At 62.0% G+C, this 17,640-nt stretch carries 14 protein-coding genes; 4 read left to right on the top strand and 10 right to left on the bottom strand.

The annotated features are described in order from the left end of the window. Positions 1 to 114: 114 nt before the first annotated feature. From AUC68_RS01905 to AUC68_RS01895, 3 genes are read right to left on the bottom strand one after another with little or no spacing between them, the layout of a single operon-like run. Positions 115 to 564 (bottom strand): potassium channel family protein, encoded by a 450-nt coding sequence (locus AUC68_RS01905; RefSeq protein ID WP_069436089.1) that lies wholly within the window; start codon positions 562 to 564, stop codon positions 115 to 117. Between the two features lie 3 nt (positions 565 to 567). Beyond that, entirely contained in the window at positions 568 to 3,738 is a 3,171-nt protein-coding gene (locus AUC68_RS01900) for an efflux RND transporter permease subunit (protein WP_069436088.1), read from the bottom strand. Between the two features lie 3 nt (positions 3,739 to 3,741). Then, positions 3,742 to 5,127: an efflux RND transporter periplasmic adaptor subunit gene (locus tag AUC68_RS01895; RefSeq protein ID WP_069436087.1), complete on the bottom strand. Its 1,386-nt coding sequence runs from the start codon at positions 5,125 to 5,127 to the stop codon at positions 3,742 to 3,744. A gap of 236 nt (positions 5,128 to 5,363) precedes the next feature. On the opposite strand from AUC68_RS01895, the gene AUC68_RS01890 reads away from it, so the two are divergent. Further along, entirely contained in the window at positions 5,364 to 5,813 is a 450-nt protein-coding gene (locus AUC68_RS01890) for a hypothetical protein (protein WP_069436086.1), read from the top strand. Between the two features lie 1,386 nt (positions 5,814 to 7,199). On the opposite strand, the gene AUC68_RS01885 is transcribed toward AUC68_RS01890, so the two are convergent. Further along, positions 7,200 to 8,138 carry a DUF6600 domain-containing protein gene (locus tag AUC68_RS01885; protein WP_069436085.1) on the bottom strand — a complete coding sequence of 313 codons (939 nt, stop codon included), beginning with the start codon at positions 8,136 to 8,138 and terminating at the stop codon, positions 7,200 to 7,202. Positions 8,139 to 8,376: 238 nt separating this feature from the next. Here AUC68_RS01885 and AUC68_RS01880 point away from each other — a divergent pair, with 238 nt between their 5' ends. From AUC68_RS01880 to AUC68_RS01870, 3 genes are all read left to right on the top strand, one after another. Continuing rightward, positions 8,377 to 9,501 carry a DegT/DnrJ/EryC1/StrS family aminotransferase gene (locus AUC68_RS01880; protein ID WP_069436084.1) on the top strand — a complete coding sequence of 375 codons (1,125 nt, stop codon included), beginning with the start codon at positions 8,377 to 8,379 and terminating at the stop codon, positions 9,499 to 9,501. Positions 9,502 to 9,615: 114 nt separating this feature from the next. Then, positions 9,616 to 10,620: a glycosyl hydrolase family 28-related protein gene (locus AUC68_RS01875; protein WP_069436083.1), complete on the top strand. Its 1,005-nt coding sequence runs from the start codon at positions 9,616 to 9,618 to the stop codon at positions 10,618 to 10,620. Between the two features lie 62 nt (positions 10,621 to 10,682). Next, entirely contained in the window at positions 10,683 to 11,780 is a 1,098-nt protein-coding gene (locus AUC68_RS01870; RefSeq protein ID WP_069436112.1) for an NAD(P)/FAD-dependent oxidoreductase, read from the top strand. A gap of 196 nt (positions 11,781 to 11,976) precedes the next feature. On the opposite strand, the gene AUC68_RS01865 is transcribed toward AUC68_RS01870, so the two are convergent. From AUC68_RS01865 to AUC68_RS16245, 6 genes are all read right to left on the bottom strand, one after another. Then, positions 11,977 to 12,699, bottom strand: a complete 723-nt coding sequence (locus AUC68_RS01865) for a class I SAM-dependent methyltransferase (protein WP_158008202.1) — start codon at positions 12,697 to 12,699, stop codon at positions 11,977 to 11,979. Positions 12,700 to 13,357: 658 nt separating this feature from the next. Next, positions 13,358 to 14,080, bottom strand: coding sequence for an SAM-dependent methyltransferase (locus AUC68_RS15475; protein WP_083240305.1), 723 nt, complete (start codon positions 14,078 to 14,080; stop codon positions 13,358 to 13,360). 341 nt (positions 14,081 to 14,421) lie between these two features. Further along, positions 14,422 to 14,859: a hypothetical protein gene (locus AUC68_RS01860; RefSeq protein ID WP_069436081.1), complete on the bottom strand. Its 438-nt coding sequence runs from the start codon at positions 14,857 to 14,859 to the stop codon at positions 14,422 to 14,424. Between the two features lie 71 nt (positions 14,860 to 14,930). Next, positions 14,931 to 15,596 carry a C39 family peptidase gene (locus AUC68_RS01855; protein ID WP_069436080.1) on the bottom strand — a complete coding sequence of 222 codons (666 nt, stop codon included), beginning with the start codon at positions 15,594 to 15,596 and terminating at the stop codon, positions 14,931 to 14,933. 22 nt (positions 15,597 to 15,618) lie between these two features. Then, on the bottom strand, positions 15,619 to 16,884 hold the full coding sequence (locus tag AUC68_RS01850; RefSeq protein ID WP_141701038.1) for a hypothetical protein: 1,266 nt from the start codon (positions 16,882 to 16,884) through the stop codon (positions 15,619 to 15,621). Between the two features lie 122 nt (positions 16,885 to 17,006). Beyond that, the gene (locus AUC68_RS16245; protein ID WP_141701037.1) at positions 17,007 to 17,348 is read right to left on the bottom strand and encodes a hypothetical protein; all 342 of its coding nucleotides are present in this window, start codon (positions 17,346 to 17,348) and stop codon (positions 17,007 to 17,009) included. Positions 17,349 to 17,640 lie beyond the last annotated feature (292 nt).

The following is a 17,640-nucleotide window of genomic DNA, read 5'->3' as shown; positions in this document are numbered from 1 at the left end:
ACCGACTACCCCGTCCAGCCGGGCGATACTATTTACGTCCTCCAACGCCTGTTCTGACGTCATCGGACATCCGCCGGCTCGACATTGGGTCCGTCGAGACTTTCGGCGCGGGGATCAACGATGCGGCGGCCGTTTACCGCGATGTAGAGCCCGGTTCTCGAAGGTCCACTGCACGCCGACGAAGACCAGCGCCGTCGACCAACCGAACATCAGGAGACCGTTGGCGGCTTCGAACGACGACAGCAGCCGCCATTCGTCGTCGAGCACGATGTCTCCGAAGCCAAGCGTGGTGAAGGTCACGGTCGAAAAGTAGACGGCCGTTTCGAGAGACTCCAATGCGCCGAGGACGACGTAGACCACTGCCCAGACCCAAACCTCGATGATCGTGGCGAGAAACAACCACAGAACGAAGGCTGCCAGCCGGAGCGTTGACCAGATGAGCGCGGGCTGGTTGTGCCGGTCGGCATAGTCTCGCATGTACTCCACGCCCACCATGGTGAAGACACCCTGGATCAGCGTCGTCACGACAATCATGGCGCTGCCGATAATGATCTCGAAGTGCATGTCTTACGTCTGCTGCGGCGTGGGATCTTGCTGTGGCGCAGGCCTCGGCGGCTTGGCCGCTGTATCGGTCTTTTTGCGCTTCACGGATTCGCGCAAGCGCTGGAACTCCACATAAAGGAACGGTATGAAGCTGACGCCGATCACCGTTGCGAACAGCATGCCGCCGAAAACCGTGACACCTACCGAGACACGCGACGCTGCGCCCGCGCCCGTCGCCAAGACCAGCGGCAAGACACCCAGGACGAAGGACAGCGCCGTCATGAGCACCGCACGGAAGCGCAGGGACGCAGCCTCCTCGGCCGCCTGGATGATGGGCTCGCCCGCCTCGCGCTTTTCCTTGGCGAACTCGACGATGAGAATGGCATTCTTCGCCGCAAGGCCCACAAGCAGGATGAGCCCCACCTGACCGTAGGTGTTGAGCGCGATGCCGGTGAGACGCAAGGCCAGAAGCGCGCCCAGAACGGCAAACACGACCGTGAGCATGACCGACATGGGGATCGTCCAGCTCTCGTACTGCGCGACCAGGAACAGATAGGCGAAGACGATCGAAAGCAGGAACACCGCGTTGCCCGCGGCACCCGCCTTGACCTCTTCGTAGGACATGCCCGTCCACTCATACGTGTAGCCCTCGGGCAGGCTCTCCGCCGCAAGCGAATCCATCGCGGCAAGCGCCTGACCCGAACTGAAGCCGGGAGCGGCATTGCCGTTGATGGTGGCGGAGTTGAACATGTTGTAACGCTGGATGGTGTCGGGACCGAGCGACGGCTCCAGAGTCACGAGAGTCCTTACCGGCACCATCGCGTCCGTGTTGGAGCGCGCATAGAGGTCGCCCACGTCCGACGGCTTCTCCCGCTTGTCCGCCTCGGCCTGGAGATAGACCTTGTAGACCCGGCCGAACTTGTTGAAGTCGTTGACGTAATACGTACCGATATTGGCGTTCAGCACGGTGAAGAGGTCGTCGACGCTCACGCCCTTCGTTTCGGTCAGGTTGCGGTTGAGATTGACGAAGTACTGGGGCGAATTGGCCGTGAACGTGCTGAAGACGCCGGTGAGAGTCGGATCGCCGTTGGCCGTGTAGATAAATCCGTTCAGCGCCGAAGCAAGTTCCCCGATCGGCCGGTTCTGCGTGTCCTGGAGGACGAACTCGAATCCGCCGGTGTTTCCAAGCCCGGGAATGGCCGGCGGCACGAACGGGATGATGGTGGCTTGCGGGATTGCGGCGAATTTCGGGGCGATGGATTCCATGATGCCACGCAGGCTGAGTTCCTTTGTCGTCCGTTCGTCCCACGGTTTCAGAACCGCGATGAGAAATGCCGAATTCGGCATCACGGTGCTTTGGAGAATCGAATAGCCGCCGACGGAGATGATGTTCTCCACGCCGGGGTTGTCTTCGAGAATCTTCTCGACCTGCTTCATGACCTCGGCCGTGCGCGGCAAGGCAGCGCCGTCCGGAAGGCTCACATTGACGTAAACCGTACCCTGATCTTCCTGTGGAATGAAACCGGTCGCCGTCGTCATGCCGAAAAAGGCGGTGGCGCCGATCATCGCGGCGATGAGCACGATCCCGACAACCGTTCGCCGTATCAGATGGCGCACGACGGAATTGTAGCCGTTGCGCGTCTTTTCGAGCCCCGTCTCGAACCACGCGAGCGGTCCCCACTTCGCCTTCTTCGGCTCCCTTAGGACCAAAGCGCAAAGCGCGGGACTGAGCGTGAGGGCGTTGATCGACGACAGCAGCACGGAGATCGAAATCGTCGCGGCGAACTGCACGAACAGCCGGCCCGTGATTCCTGGCGTAAAGGCCGACGGCACGAACACCGCCAGCAGGACGAGCGTGGTCGCGATGACGGGGGCCGTCACCTCCTTCATCGCGACTTTCGTGGCTTCCCGCGGCTCGAGGCCATCGGCGATGTGCCGCTGCACGTTCTCGACCACAACGATGGCGTCGTCGACCACAAGACCGATGGCGAGCACCAGGCCGAACAGGCTGATCGTGTTGATGGTGAATCCCATCGCCAGCAGCGCGGCGAGGGTCCCAATCAGCGAAACGGGAATGGCGATGGCGGGAATGAGCGTGGAGCGCCAATCCTGCAGGAAGATGAAGACCACAAAGATCACCCAAGCGAGGGCCTGGAACAGGGTGACAACGACTTCCTTGATCGAGGTCTTCACGAAGAGCGTGGTATCGTAGGTGACCTGATAGGCGACGTCGTCGGGGAAGCGCTGCGCCAGGACTTCCATCTGGGCGCGGATCTGGTCCGCGACGTCGAGCGCGTTGGCGTCGGAAAGCTGATAGACGGCCAGGAGCGCGGCGGGCTTTCCGTTCAACTCCCCGAACCAGCCATAGTTCGCGGCGCCGAGCTCCACCCGTGACACATCCTTGAGGGTCACCACCGTGCCGTCAGGCTTGGCCACAAGGATGATGTCCTCGAACTCCGACACCGTGTCGAGGCGGCCCTGGGCCGTGAGCGTGTACTGGAACTGCTGCGTCGGCGAGGTTGGCGCCGCGCCGATCGACCCGGGCGCCGCCTGAATGTTCTGCTTGCGAATGGCGGAGATGACGTCGGTCGCCGTCAATCCGAGGCTCGTCATCCGGTCCGGCTGCAGCCAAACCCGCATACTGTAATCGCGCGCCCCGAGATTGGTGACCTGCGCGACGCCGGGCGTCCGCGCCAGCGTATCGAGCACGTTGATGCTCGCATAGTTCGACAGGAAGATGCTGTCGTAGGTGCCTTTCGGAGAGTAGAGGGACACCACCATCAGCATCGTGGTGGACGTCTTCTGCGTCGTCACGCCCTGGCGCTGAACCTCCTCCGGGAGCTGCGGCATGGCTTGGGCGACGCGGTTCTGAACGTTGACCTGATTGATGTCACCGTCCGTGTCGATCCCGAACGTGACCGTGAGGGTGTAACTGCCGTCGTTCGTGCTTTGGGATGACATGTAGCTCATCCCCTCGACGCCGTTGACTTGCTCTTCGATGACCGCCGCCACGGATTCGGCGACCACGCCCGCATTGGCGCCGGGATAGTTGGCGGTCACCTGCACCTGGGGCGGCGAGATCTCGGGAAACTGCGCGACAGGCAGCACCATGAGAGCCAACAGACCCACAAGCGTCGTCACGATCGCGATGACGAACGCGAATTTCGGGCGGTCTATGAAGAAGGCGCTGAGCACGGTCTACTGCTTCGCCTCCGCGGCGTCGTTGGTCTTGCCATCTTTGCCGGCATCGGGCTTCGGTTCGGACTTGGCATCGGACTCGTCCGGCGGCGCGGCGTCCTTGTCGGCTGTAGTCGTGTCCCCGGCCGTGTCTTGATCCTTCGCGTCACCCTTGGTGTCACCGTCACCCTTGGCGTCGGGCTCGGCCTTCTTGGAGGGCGTCGAAGAGGCGCTCGCCGGCGTGCCGTCGACGTTCTGGGCCGTCCCGGATGGATCCTGATAGGTCACCTTGACCTTGGCGCCGGGCCGCACCTTCTGAATGCCCTCGACGACGATCGTCTGGCCGGGCACGAGACCTTCGGTAACCACAATCCCGGTGCCGACGCGCTGGCCCGTCTTGATCGCACGGGACTGCACTTGGTCGTTCGCGTCGACAACAAGCACGAACGGCCCGGACTGATTCTGCTGAACGGCGGCCTGTGGAACGACGACCTGCTTCTCAGGCTCGTCGCCGGTTAACAGCACCGTGACATACTGCCCAGGCAAGAGGAGCCGGTCCGGATTGGGAAACTTCAACCGCAGTGCGATCGTGCCCGTGGCTGGATCGACCTCGTTGTTGACGACGTAGAACTCCCCCTTGTGCGGATAGAGTTTGCCGTCGGCGAGTCGAATCTGCGGCGTGAAGGCCTTGGCGGTTCCCGCCTGCTTGGCTTCCATATAGTCGAGATACACGCGCTCGCCGACGGAGAAGTCCACTTCGATCGGATCCAGCGCAACCACCGTCACGAGCACGCCGCTCTCCGGCCCGATGATATTGCCGACATCGACCGCGGAAATCCCCGCGCGGCCTGTGAGGGGCGAGGTGATGGTCGCATAGCCGAGATTGAGTTTGGCGTTCGCGACGTCGGCCTTGCCGGAACTGACCTCGGCGTCGGCCTGCTTGGCCTGAGACAACGCAATATCGTATTGGGCCTCGCTGACGCCAGGGCTGTTCTTGTCGACCAAGGCTTGATAGCGCGCGAGCGTCAGGTTCTTCTCATCGGAGCTGGCTTGCGCCTTGGCGAGGGTCGCTTGGGCAGCAAGGAGATCGGCGTCGAACTGCGACGGATCGATCTTGTAGAGAACCGCGCCTTCCTTGACCTGATGTCCTTCCTGGAAGGGCCGCTCCAGGAGCGTGCCCTTGACCCGCGCTTGGATATCGACGCTCTGAGAGGAGCGGGTCTGGCCCACGAAGGTCGTCTCGTCGCTGACGGCCTTTTCGGTCACCACCTCGGCCACGATCCCGGGGAGCGGTTTGTCGGCGTCCGATCCCGCCTCTTTGCCGTCCGAACAGGCATTGAGGAAGAGCGGGAGCGCAAGCGCCAGACCGAACCTGCAAACGATCGCAATACTGCCCGACTGACCCATTCCACCCCTCTTGCGCCGCGTTCCCGAAATTTGTGACGCGATGCTACCTCACCGGGATCGGGAGGCAAATCATGACCTACCCCAATCCGCGCGCTGCCGCGAGCCTATGGTGGCGGGGAAACTTGCACATGACGCTCATACGGCGGACATTCGCTGCATCGCGGGCGGCAGACGGCCCCAAAAGACGCACCAGCCAAGCCAGTTGATCTTAGGCTCGAACGAGGGAGATACGCCTCATGATGTCCACCAGTTGGACCCGTTCCCGCATCACGCGCCGAAGCCGCACGCGCGCCGCCGTTCTTGTGGGCGCCGCCGTTCTTGCGGGCGCGGGCGCGTCCATCCTGCTGGGTGCGTCGGCGGCCCTCGCCCGGGACGGGGTCACGGGCTGCTTCATCGCCGAAGCGGAAACGGAGGCGGGTAAGGTCTGGCGTCACAAGGTCGACGTGCAAGTGCCGGAAGGCGGCTATTGCCGCATCTATATTGGCGAGGACAAGGACCGGAAGAGCTGGCGCTATTGCGCGCTCAAGCGTTCATCCGAGAACCCCGTCTCCATCGTCTGCGACGACCCGCGCGACGACAAGGACTTCGATGGCTGGAAGGCGAAGGCCGTGTGCGGCGGCAAGAACTTCACAGCCTATTGCCGCCGGGAGAAGCCCCTCCAGCCCGGTCAAACCTCCGGAGACTGAGGCGCCGCATCGCGGCCCGCCCGCTTCGCGCTGCCGGCACCGGTCCTCAACCGCGCCGGCCGCAAGACGATGGCTTGCCCCCGCACGCCTTGGCCTGTCCGCCCTTGCGCGGCTGGCCGGCCTGGCCGTGTTTGCGCAGTGGGGCCCGTGCCTGGACGTTCCGGCTGCCGCCCCGCCCGGCGCCCGGTTGCCGCTGCGGGGAGCGCGCGCGAACATTTTTCGGCGGACCGCTCGGCCGCGCGTGGGCCGCTCTGACCGGCGGCCGCTTGGCCTGGGGCTTGCGATTGAACTGGGGCGTACGATTGTAGGCCGCGCGCCCTTGCGGCTGCGGGCCATGAAGCCGGTTCGGCTGGGGCCCGCGCCACTGCGCCTGCCTGGCTTGCGGTTTTGGCCCTTGCGGCTTCTTGGCTTGAGGGTTCTTGGCTTGCGGGTTCTGGCTTGAGGGTTCCTGGCCCGTGGCGGCCTCGCTTGGGGGGGGCCTGGCTTGGGGGGGCGCTCGCCCGGGGCCCCGCGGCCTGACGTTGCCCGGCTTGCGGGGGCGGGGGCACGCCGCGCATTCGCAGGCGGCGTCCTCATCTGCGGCGTCCGTGCCTGCGGCTGCCTCGCTTGCGGCGGCCGGGCCTGGGGGCTTCCGTGCTTGTGGCGGCCGTCAGTTTGGGGATTGCGCGCCTGCGAGTTCCGCCCCTGTGGCGGACCGGCATAGGCCTGCCGCGGCGGCGTTTTTCGCCTGGGCCTTACGGGCCTGCGGGTTGCGCGCTTGAGGCTTGCGCACCTGGGGCGGCCGTGCTTGAGGGCCGCGCGGCTGGGGACGTGCGGCTTGAGGCGGCCTGTTGGGCAGGCCGCGTGCCTGGGCCCGCGGTGTCGGCCCGGGCACGGCGCGGGGCGCGCCGCGCGGTCCCGGATTGAGGCTGGCCGCCCGGGGACGGCCGCAGGCCGGCTCGCGGGGCGCACAGGGGAGGACACCGTGTCCCACGGCACCAGGCCGGACAGGACCGCGATTGACCTGCTGACGCGGCCCGGGCCGCACCGGCAGGGATGCAGCTCTGTTTGAATTGGCCCTTCCGCCCGTCCGCGGCCCGTTCGCCTGGACGGGACGCGTGGGTGCCGCCAGCCTGTTGGGCCGGGGCGCGGGACGCACCGCCGCACCGGCTTTCCCCGGGGTGTTCCGTGCAGCGGCAAGGCCCTGAGGGGTCCGCGCGAGAGAAGCCCGATTGAGGGCGGCACGATTGACGGCCGCACGATTGACGGCCGCACGATTGGCGGCGGCACGATTGGCGGCGGCACGATTGGCGGCGGCACGATTGGCGGCGGCACGCATTGCAGCCTGCGGCCGGCGCGGCGCCTGCGCAACCGCCCTCGGTGCACGGCGGGGCGCGACGCCCTTCCTCACGTGCGGCGCATAGACGTTGAGATCCCGCCCCACGCCGCGGCCACGGACTCTGGGCCCTCCAAGGTTGGGGCGCGGGTGGTGCGCCACCCGGCGGATATGATCGCGCCGTTGAGACGCCGTTTGGTCACGCGGGACCAGTGCGCACGCGGCATGCCGGCGTTGTACACGTACCCGTTCCGATAGCGCGGCCGGTAAACATTCTTCGTGGAATTGAACACGACCGCGATGCTCGTGCGCGGCACCGCATAGGAGCGGACCCTGGGCGCCACCAGATGGCGGGGCCGGACGAATGTCCACGCATCGTAGGCTCGCGCATAAGGCACGCGCGCATAGCGCCGCGGCGCATCGTAGCCGTAACGGCCAAAGGAAAACCCGAAGCCGACAGAAGACGATCCATAGCCGTCATAGCCATAGCCGTCGTAACCGTAGCCGTCATAGGCCCAGTCGTTCCCGTAATAGCCCCCATAGGGCGCGCCGTACCCGCCATAACCGATAGGCGTCACGGGAGCCTCGGGCGCCCAACCGACATAGTCGTCGCTGTAGCGCCACTGCACCCAGGCCGGCGACCACGTGTCGCCCGGAACCCAATACCAGCCGTAGTCGCGATCGTAGCCCCAGCGCCCGTAGTGATAGACGGCCCACGCGAACGGCTCGGGCGAATCCCAATACCAGCCATAGTCGTCCGTATAGACCCAATTGCCGACCGTGAACGGGCGCCAATCCGGATCCACGGCGTGCGGATACCAGACATAGCCGTAGCGCGGCTGCGCGACCCAGTCCCCATAAGGGGCGAGCGCGTCGTAGAACTGATCGATTTCGAAATCGGCCGCGGCATACGGGGCGACAGGCCCGCCCGCGATTGCCTTTCCGGGACCCAGCACGCCGGCCGCGATCGAAGCCATCGCCACCAAGCCAGCCAAGAACAAGCGCTTCATTGGAACCTCCAAGGGCCCGCCGCTCGGCACGGCCGACCCGCATGCCGCACAAGGTGGCGGTTGCGACCTGAACCCAATCTGAATGCTGTGCGAAGACCGGCCAGGCGGGCGCAGGCGCGATGCTGCGTCGTCTTGATGCGTCCCCTTGCCGTGGGGTCGCGACTGGCTAGGGAAAACGCGGCCCAGACGCTCGACGGCAAGAGCAGGGAACTGAAGCACGAGAAAAAAAGGAATTTCCATGTCGGGCGTCCCCTTTGTCGATTTGAAGACGCAATATGCGCGGCTCAAGCCGCAGATCGCGGAGGCGATCCAGGAGGTCCTCGACGATGGCCGCTATATCCTGGGTCCCGCCGTCACCAGACTTGAATCAGAATTGGCGGACTATTGCGGCGTCCGCCACGCGATCTCCTGCTCGAGCGGCACCGACGCGATCATCATGCCGCTGATCGCCTATGGCATCGGGCCGGGCGATGCGGTCTTCGTGCCGTCCTTCACTTTCACCGCGAGCGCCGAAGCGATCATCCTGGTGGGCGCCTCGCCCGTGTTCGTCGATGTCGAGCCGGACAGCTTCAATCTCGATCTCGCCGACCTGGACGCGAAGATCGCCACCACGCGTGCCGACGGGAAGCTGACGCCGAAAGCCATCCTCGCGGTGGATCTCTTCGGTCTGCCGGCCGACTGGGACGAGCTCAACGTCCTCGCCGAGCGGGAGGGCATGAACCTGATCGACGATGCGGCCCAGTCCTTCGGCGGGATCTACGACGGCAAGCGCGTCGGCGCCTTGGCGCCCGTGAGCTGCACCAGCTTCTTTCCCGCAAAGCCGCTCGGTTGCTACGGGGACGGCGGCGCAATCTTCACCGACGACGACGATCTCGCCGAACTTCTGAAGTCGATCCGTGTGCACGGCCAGGGCGCCGACCGCTACGAGATCGCACGCATCGGCATCAACGGGCGTCTCGACAGCATTCAGGCGGCGATCCTGTCCGTGAAACTTCCCATCCTCGACGAGGAACTGGCGGCCCGGGATCACTTGGCAAGCGTCTACGACGAAGAGCTGAAGGACGCGGTAACGGTTCCGAAGCGCATCCCCGGACGGCAATCGGCCTGGGCGCAGTACACCATCAAGACCGATCGTCGCGCCGAGATCCAAGCCGCACTGAACGACGCGGGCATCCCCTCGGCAATCTACTATCCCAAGCCGATGCACCTCCAGGCGCCGTACCTGCCCTATGGCGGCGGCGAGGGTTCGTTGCCGGTCAGCGAGACCATCTGCCATGAGGTCATGAGTCTGCCCATGCATCCTTATCTGCCTGACGACGACGCACGGCGCGTGGCCGCCGTCATTCGCGGCGCTGTCGCATAGTCGCGTGGCGGCCTGCCCTGCGAGAGGAGGGCTCAAAGGCCGCGTTCACGTGATATTCAGGCTCAAGCGTGTTAGGTGAGATTCGGTGCCCAAGGAGCAACACGACGGACAGCTTTGACCAGATCTTTCCGCCTCAGCGCCTTTCTCACACTCTGCCTGTTGGCCGTGCCCTTCGGTTCGGCCGAAGCCGCACAAAGAAACCGGTGCCTCGTTAAGCCGACATCGCCGCTCGTCGTGAACGTGAAGGACAGAGGCGCGAAAGGGAACGGGCGCACGGACGACACCAAAGCCATCCAGCGCGCCATCAACGAGGTCGCTGGCACCGGCGGCACCGTCTATGTCCCCAACGGCACCTATATGGTCCGGGCGGAATATCAGAGACATTTGGTCCTCAAGAGCAAGATGACATTCAAGATGGCTCCCAAGGCCGTCTTGAAGATGTTTCCCACAAGCACGCCGCGTTACGTCGTGCTGTTCATCCCGGACGCGACGGATGTGGTCGTCTCGGGCGGCACGCTCGTGGGCGATCGCAAGAGCCACAAGGGCCGCGGCGGCGAGAAGGGCATGGGGATCCGGATCGAGCGCGGCTCGAAACGCATCACCGTCGTCGGCGTCGAATCCAGGTATATGTGGGGCGACGGGTTCAACCTCCGGCAGGGGGACGACATCGCGCTTTGCTCCGTCCGCGCCGAATGGAACCGCCGCCAGGGTCTGTCCATCATCGAGGGCAACCGGATCTTGGTGACGCAATCGGTGTTTCGCAATACGCGCGGGACCCAACCCAGCGCCGGCATCGACATCGAGCCGTTCAAGCGGGGCCAACAGGTCTCGAATGTCCGTATCGAGCGCTCGAAATTCATCAACAATGACGGCGGCGGCATCATGCTTGCGGGGAAGTTCGGCCGGATATCGCGCGTGCAGATTCAGAACAACCAGTTCGAAGGCGTGCGTCCGCTCCTGATCGAGTACGCACCGAAGGTCGGTCTGAGCGGAATCTGCCAAAACCGGCACGCGCCCTTCAGGGGGCTCGAGGGCGGTTTCGACAGTTTCGCCCATGTCGACATCATGATTGCCATGCAGAAGAAGTGCAGCCGCCAGGCGAAAAGGCTGCTCTGGTAGGGGTGGCCCAACCGGGACCCGAACGCCGTAGGCCGATGCAAACCGCAAAGGGCCAGCACCGCTTGGACAGGGTCGAAACCGTCGTCATTGGCGCGGGCGTGATCGGACTGTCGATCGCCCGTGCCCTTGCGCTGCGCGGACGCGAGGTCCTCGTCCTGGAGGGCGAGAGCGCCATCGGCCAAGGGACCTCGTCACGCAACAGTGAAGTCATCCACGCCGGTCTCTACTACGCCCCTGGCAGCCTGCGCGCCCGGTTCTGCGTAGAGGGCCGCCGGGCGCTCTACCGCTATTGCACCGAGCGGGGCATTCCGCACCGGCGCTGCGGCAAGCTTGTGGTCGCAACCGCGCGCGAGGAGGAGCCCGCGCTGCAGGCCCTGTTCGAACGCGCCGAGGCCAATGGCGTGGAAGATATCGAAATGGTCGGCGCCGCACAGCTCGCGCAGTTGGAGCCGGACCTGAACGCAACGTCTGCCCTGCACTCCGGGACCACCGGCATCGTCGACGGACATGCTATGCTGAGCCTTCAGGGCGATGCGGAGAATGCGGGCGCGCTCGTGCAATGCCGCGCGCCGGTCCTCGGCGGCACGCTGACTGGCACCGGCGCCCGCCTGCGCATCGGCGGCGAAGCGCCCACGGAGATCGAGACGGCATTGCTCGTCAACGCGGCCGGGCTTGGCGCTTGGGACGTTTCGAACAGTCTCAACCGCCTGGACTCCTCGACCATCCCGCCACGCCACCTGGCGAAGGGCTGCTATTTCTCTCTGAGTGGCCGCGCGCCGTTTCGCCACCTGATCTACCCCGTGCCCCCCGCCGGCGGCCTCGGCACGCACCTGACGTTCGACCTTGGCGGGCAGGCGCGGTTCGGCCCCGATGTCGAATGGGTGGACCGGATCGACTATCGTGTGGAGTCGGCCCGGGCCGAAGCTTTCGAGAGGTCGATCCGCCGCTACTGGCCGGGCCTGCCGGAGAACGCCCTCGCGCCGGCCTATGCCGGAATCCGGCCGCGCACATGGGGGCCGGATGACGGACCGGGCGATTTCGTCATCCAGGGACCCGCCGAGACCGGGCACCCGGCCTATGTTGCGCTCTACGGCATCGACTCGCCGGGGCTGACGTCGTCCTTGGCCGTCGGCGCGCATGTGGCGGGCCTCATGCGATAGGCCCGTCAGCACAAATTTGGTTCGTTCTGAAAATATTGCCCTGGCGGATCGCAGTTACTCTCGGTTGCCCGCAATGGGCGTACCGAGAGGAGCCTAGTGAACGATCTTGCGAAGACGCTTTACCCTCTCAGTGGACGGGGTAGGCCGCATCGACTCTTGGGCCACGCCACATCGGGCCGGGCCTAGTCTGTTCCCTCTATTCCACGAAGTTCTCGGGGCCGACCAAATCGCGATTGTTGACCACTGGAACATCGGCAATCTCGCTGGCGGCGTACTTTATTTTGGTAAAGTCCCTGAACACGCGTGGCGTATGGCGCACAGAATAAAAGCTCTGGATTGGTCTTATGCCAGTGGCGTTGTTGGAAGTCTTTCGGACTGCACAGTAGGTCAGCGCCCTGGGAAACGTGGCACCCAGACGATCCTGATCCGAATGCATGGAAATGCCCTTGTAATCGAAGGCCAACTTGTCAAAGCGGCCCCAGTTCGAAGCCCTGACGTAGAGGAAGAGAATCTCGTAACCAAGATCGTAAAACAGATCAAAGTACAGCGTGGGACTGATTTGCCAGAATCCGTGGTCCAAATAACCGTTGGTTGGCGACATGAAAATAGCCACCCCGCCGACTTTCAAAAGAGACAGGGTATTCTCGATCGCCTTGAGTGGGTCCGCGCAGTGCTCGATGGTCCCGTTGTCCAAAACCAGGTCGGCGCAGCCCGCGTAAGCGGGGTCGAGCGGCGCGCTGAGATCCTGGATGATGTCGGCGCCCTCGAAGTCTGAAACGTCCAAAAACGATATTCGGTCAAAGCCTACACGGCGAAGCACCTCTTTGAACTCTGTCCGGTCCTCGGTGAACTGTGTGAATCCACACCCCTTCAAGATGCCTAAGTGCACGTAAGCATCGTCAACGGCGCCGAGCGTCACAATGCGACCCCGTAACTTTTCAAGCGCGATTGCTTTGAAGATTGGCCAGTATGCAGCTATGCCTAACGCCACGGTTGCGGCCCCCAGAAATAAAACGCCTTCAAGTGAGGCTGCAGAGTCTTTCCGCTGGTCGGACGACGATACTTGCTGTCCGCCAATGTCAGAGTGCTGCAAAGATTCAGACGAAATATCGTGGTCGCGACACCCAACGGTTATCCAATTAACAGCGACTCAACGAAAGCTCAACAGAGTCGTTGTGCTCTGTGATCGCAACGGCGAGTTGCGCTGTTTACCGGCACCGTTGCCGCTTCAACGCGGTCGGACTGGCGTGCACATCGACGTCCGGCATCAAGACGAAGACGACGCCGTGACCGGCAGCGGGGTCGGCGCCTACGGCTCCAATCGCGGTGCCATGGTTCAATCTTCCGCGGCCCGGTCGGCTGTTAGTGTCGTGCTTCAGCCAGCTCAAATTGGGTTTGGACGGGGTTCGGCCTTCGGCAATGCCACCGCACGCTGAATTGGCCTGAGACGGCGGCTGGAGAGATCTGGGAGTCGACGGACCACCAGAAGCACCGCGCCACGTCGCTCACCATGTCTGAATGTCCGTCGTGTGTGCAGCGGCCGGGTCGGCCAACCCACACCAACGCCATGGTCGCTGCTAAGCGCGCCTTTCCAGCGTAATGGCGGTATTTGCCTCACCAGCCTCGCTGGTTGAAACAATACGAAATCCCGAATTTTCCGCGAGTTTACAAATGAACTTCGAGCAATGGGGCGTCAGCAGATAACGTGAGTTTAGGCTCTGCTCGAACCTCTCAAAATGCCTGGAAAAATCAAATTGATTCGGATCAAGTCTATTGCTGTCAAGAAATGTGAATAAAAATCTACCGCCTTCGGGGATAAGGTCCGCAATTCTTTTCAGATAGTAGTATATATCATAGATGTTAAAGTGAATAAAGACTGCCGTACTATATGCACTACGGATATTGTATTTACTAATTTCTGAAAAATCTCCGTACTGCATAACAAAATATTTGGCGTTATCGACACCTCTTAATGCAGTTCGAAGTGCGAAAGCTTTCTGATTGGCACTAATGTCAACACAGACAACGCTCTCGCACAATTGAGCCATACGGGCTGCCACTAAGCCGGCGCCTGCCCCAATGTCGAGCACAGTATCGCTGGGCTGTACATCCAGCTCCTGCGCTATCCAATTGGCCGTCTTTGCTTTTTCATCAAGTATGTCATCAAGTCGATCAATGGGCCTTTCCCCGAAGCGTGCCCCTACAATCTTCCGCAAGAGTGCGTTGTCATCATCGGTGCCGACCCAAATTGTCTCTTCTTCGGCCGGCTTCGATAGATTTGGATTGGTATCGTTTGACATATTCTATGTATATATTGAACTCAGATTGTCATGCTAAACTGATTGCAGTTTCCGTGTTTTTCTCCCGCACTATCGGCGAGCTGTCAATCGTTCGTACAACTCCGATATCCAAGCCCCTCAGCCAAGTCGACCCGCTGGCCCGAGCGGGGCGCACAAGGCCTCCGAGCTAGGATTAGTTCGTGGCGTAGGGATGCTGCCGATGCGCAGCAATGTACCGTTGGCCTAAGAAGCGGCCGCCTTGCGCGTTGAGTGGTGCTGGATTTCCCAAAAGGTCTGAGGAGCTGGCCGCAATGGATATGCTGTGCGGTCCAAAGCGCCGTGTGGCGCTGTGGTCCTTCACTTCAGCAGGCCCTTGACGACAGTACCAGACGGACCGAAAGCACCTCCAACTCTTGTCGTGCAATGAGCCTGCAGTTGCTCTGAGGAGAGCTTGGTCTTGACGCCCGTCCCACATTCAGGACCTGAATGGCAACTGCCATGTGGGTCATGGCGGCCACCTGATCGGCCGTAAAATTCTCTCCGACGCGCGATTTCAGGAATGAGGACGCGACGTCCAGGTTGATCTCGCGGCCGCAGGCGAAACCCTCCGCATATCCTGTATACAATTGTCCAAGCGCTTTGCGCTGGTCCTCATTGAGCCAACTCAGCGGTGGCGGCCCATCTGCGACCAGGATCGTCTCGGAACGCGCCGGCGCAGTGGCCAGGAGCATCGGACAGAGCATGACCACCAGCGCACAGAGCAGACGCGCGAGCGCCGGTAAACGTTGTTCGCGTTTCAATTTCTCACCCCCTCCTGGCCGAATTGGCAAATCTGATCTTTCGTCCAACGCCGCGCCGCACCATACAGCCGTCAGAACAACTTCTCGCCAAATGGCCGGCGGTAAGACCGAATACTCGACCCTAGAGTCGAGCTGACAGACAGGCCGTCACGCACTGTCGTAATAGGCGAATGTTGTGGCAATGGCGAGTCATCCAACCATATGGCCAAGGCCGCGCCCGTGTACTGTTCTTCGAATTCGTGCGAGGCGTAGCCAACTTTCCCGACGATCGAGTCGGCCAGGTAATACGTCCCATCCTTCGTCATCCGCAAGACGCTGAAGTGTTGGAACTGCCCCTTGTTGAGATGCACGATGATAGGGCCGTCGAGCTTCTCGAGTTCATCCACCGAGATCTCGACACTTTGCGCATTGAACCCCAGTGCGGCCGCTGCAAACTCAAGGTCGTCGAGCGAGAAGCCCGTCTTGAGCTTCATGGCCCAAGCCTTCTTGTCTGGGTAGCGGGCCTCGAGAATCTTAAGCACGTAGACTTCGCTAACGTTCCGGCCCCAGTAATACGTGGAGAGCGTCGCCAACGACGCGGCGCCGCAGCTGAAGTCTGCATTCTGGGAGACCACGCCGTCATACTTGCGCTGAGAATAGGTCTGAAAATACTTCATTTGGAGCGGATCACTCACGCCGCAAGCGCTCATCGGAAACACTGCTATCAGCACCAGCAGCGCAGCAGGGGCGATACGCACCGCAATATCCTCGTGGGTTGCCCTAAAATCTCTTTCGCACCGTCGTGGAAAAGGTCGAGTTTGCCGACTGGGCATTCAAACCAAAACTCACAGCGGGCTCTAGATAGACCCCCGGCCACAGGCCTTGAATGATTGAGACGCGGGCGCTGTGTTGCTCGGCAGCGGGCGCAGATGGCGCTAACCCGTTGACCCATAGCCCCTCGGCATATCCGCCAAAGACCTGAAAACCAAATGATGTGTGCTCACTCAGGCCCATACTGATTCCGGCATTGTAGTTGAACGTAAGGCCTGGCCTAATCTCGACGCCTGAAAACTCTTGGGCAAAAGTATACTGAAGCCCCAAGCCCAGATAAATGATCACCGGATCATAGGTCTTGAAAAATTGGAGGTTGCCGAACGTCGCCCAATGCTGTTGCGCCTGATAGGGATAAATGATGTTTCTCGGATCCGTCCCTGGCCTAAGGGCCTTCACGTCGTCGAGATAGGGTGAATACGTTGATGTGGGGAGGATGGCACCAAGGGTCAAAGCAGCGCCCGGTCGCCAAGCATTCTGCTCCCAAAGGTCGCCGGAGCCCTGGAGCGTGATATCGCCGATATCGGCAACGTCATACGACTGCCACTCATTCAATCCCACTTGGGTTTCTCGGATACCCCAATATGCGGGAATAATGGCGCCGAGTTCCAAGCCGTTCATAATACCGTATCGAACGGCAGTCGTGGACATGAACACCCGATCGCTTTGCAGGTTGCCTTGGTTCCTCGTATAGGCGAGCTCTTCGGAAATCTCGAGCTGACGGCGCGTCAGCGTCGGAACCGTGTCACGGAAAAGCAGGGCGGCAGCGGCAACGTCACCGTCCTCACGCGCCACGGCTTGGGCCGATGGGTCTTCGCGGGGGATCCCGCTTTCATCGGCCGCTCTCGCGGCTTGCTCCGGCGTCACAATCACATAGCCGCCGGACGTCGTGGGGACCTGTGGCTGCGGCGGGACGGCCGCTGATCCATAACCGCCGCCCGCAGGACCCGGTTGGTCATAGGCCGGTATGAGGTCCTCGTAGGCTTCAGCCCCGTCTGAAGACGGACCCTGCGCGGCCTCCTGGTCTTTGAGTTGGCCCTCGAGTTCCAGTATCCGCTTTTCCAGCGCCTCGAGCCGGGTAAGAAGCACAGCCGTCGCCTGCGAGTCGGCAGATTTCGCTACAGATTGACCAGCAGCGCCATCGCCTGGCTCAGCGCGAACCGGCACGATAGGAGCTATCAAGGCGAGAAACGAAGCCGCAGCAAGCGTTTTCAACAGGCTAGTTATTCTGCTCGACCGCATGGAGGTACCCGACCCCGGTCCAAACGAAAAACTGGGGCGAAAAGTCCGAAAGCCTTCCCGCCCCAGAAAACCGCTCAAAGGGTGTCTAGTAGCAACTAGCTGTAATAGCGGTAGTAGTAGGCGCTGTAGAAGTTCGATGCAGCCGTGTTTGCATAGCTTCTCGCGCTAAGCCAATATTGCCCCGCACTGTAATCATAGTTCTTAACGTTCAGGTAATTGGCATAGGCGGCATAGTTCTGTGCCTTTGCCAGATAGTACATGCCGTAATAAGCGTAGTACGCTGACCTCAGACCTTTACCCGTAACCTGTGCCGCTTGTGCGTGCGAAAGTGTCTTGGCAGTTGCATTACCCAAAATTGGGCTGCCTGCGCTAGCCGAAGTAGCCATAGCAAAGAGTGCCACCGCGACGGCCGCTATCGATAGACCAAGTTTACCCATGATTCCCTCCATCAGTACGCGAGCATTGGATACCCAAGTACCCGCTCGCCTGGTCAGCATCGCACGAATCCTGAGGTTGTCAAACGCGGGATCACACGCCGGTTGACCAGCGACGAGTCGAGCCGTATTGCGACGGCAACTGTCACTTTAGGCTTTCGAATTTCGTCCGTCTTTTTCTGTGGTTGGCACGCCCCATGGCCACTGTTGCAGTTGGGTCACGGCCTCCGGACAAAATGGGATCTTGAAGGGAACTCGATTGAATCGCGTTCCGTGACCTGACAACCGCAGACCA

The sequence above is a fragment of the Methyloceanibacter methanicus genome, assembly GCF_001723285.1.
Lineage (GTDB): Bacteria > Pseudomonadota > Alphaproteobacteria > Rhizobiales > Methyloligellaceae > Methyloceanibacter > Methyloceanibacter methanicus.
The sequence above is the reverse complement of the archived record's forward strand: the minus strand, read 5'-3'. Positions and strand labels throughout refer to the sequence as shown.

What these genes read in the sequence shown, in the direction of transcription:
- AUC68_RS16245 (WP_141701037.1), bottom strand. Translation starts at nt 17,348, where the DNA reads ATGGGTAAACTTGGTCTATCGATAGCGGCCGTCGCGGTGGCACTCTTT.
- AUC68_RS01905 (WP_069436089.1), bottom strand. Translation starts at nt 564, where the DNA reads ATGCACTTCGAGATCATTATCGGCAGCGCCATGATTGTCGTGACGACG.
- AUC68_RS01885 (WP_069436085.1), bottom strand. Translation starts at nt 8,138, where the DNA reads ATGAAGCGCTTGTTCTTGGCTGGCTTGGTGGCGATGGCTTCGATCGCG.
- AUC68_RS01890 (WP_069436086.1), top strand. Translation starts at nt 5,364, where the DNA reads ATGATGTCCACCAGTTGGACCCGTTCCCGCATCACGCGCCGAAGCCGC.
- AUC68_RS15475 (WP_083240305.1), bottom strand. Translation starts at nt 14,080, where the DNA reads ATGTCAAACGATACCAATCCAAATCTATCGAAGCCGGCCGAAGAAGAG.
- AUC68_RS01895 (WP_069436087.1), bottom strand. Translation starts at nt 5,127, where the DNA reads ATGGGTCAGTCGGGCAGTATTGCGATCGTTTGCAGGTTCGGTCTGGCG.
- AUC68_RS01880 (WP_069436084.1), top strand. Translation starts at nt 8,377, where the DNA reads ATGTCGGGCGTCCCCTTTGTCGATTTGAAGACGCAATATGCGCGGCTC.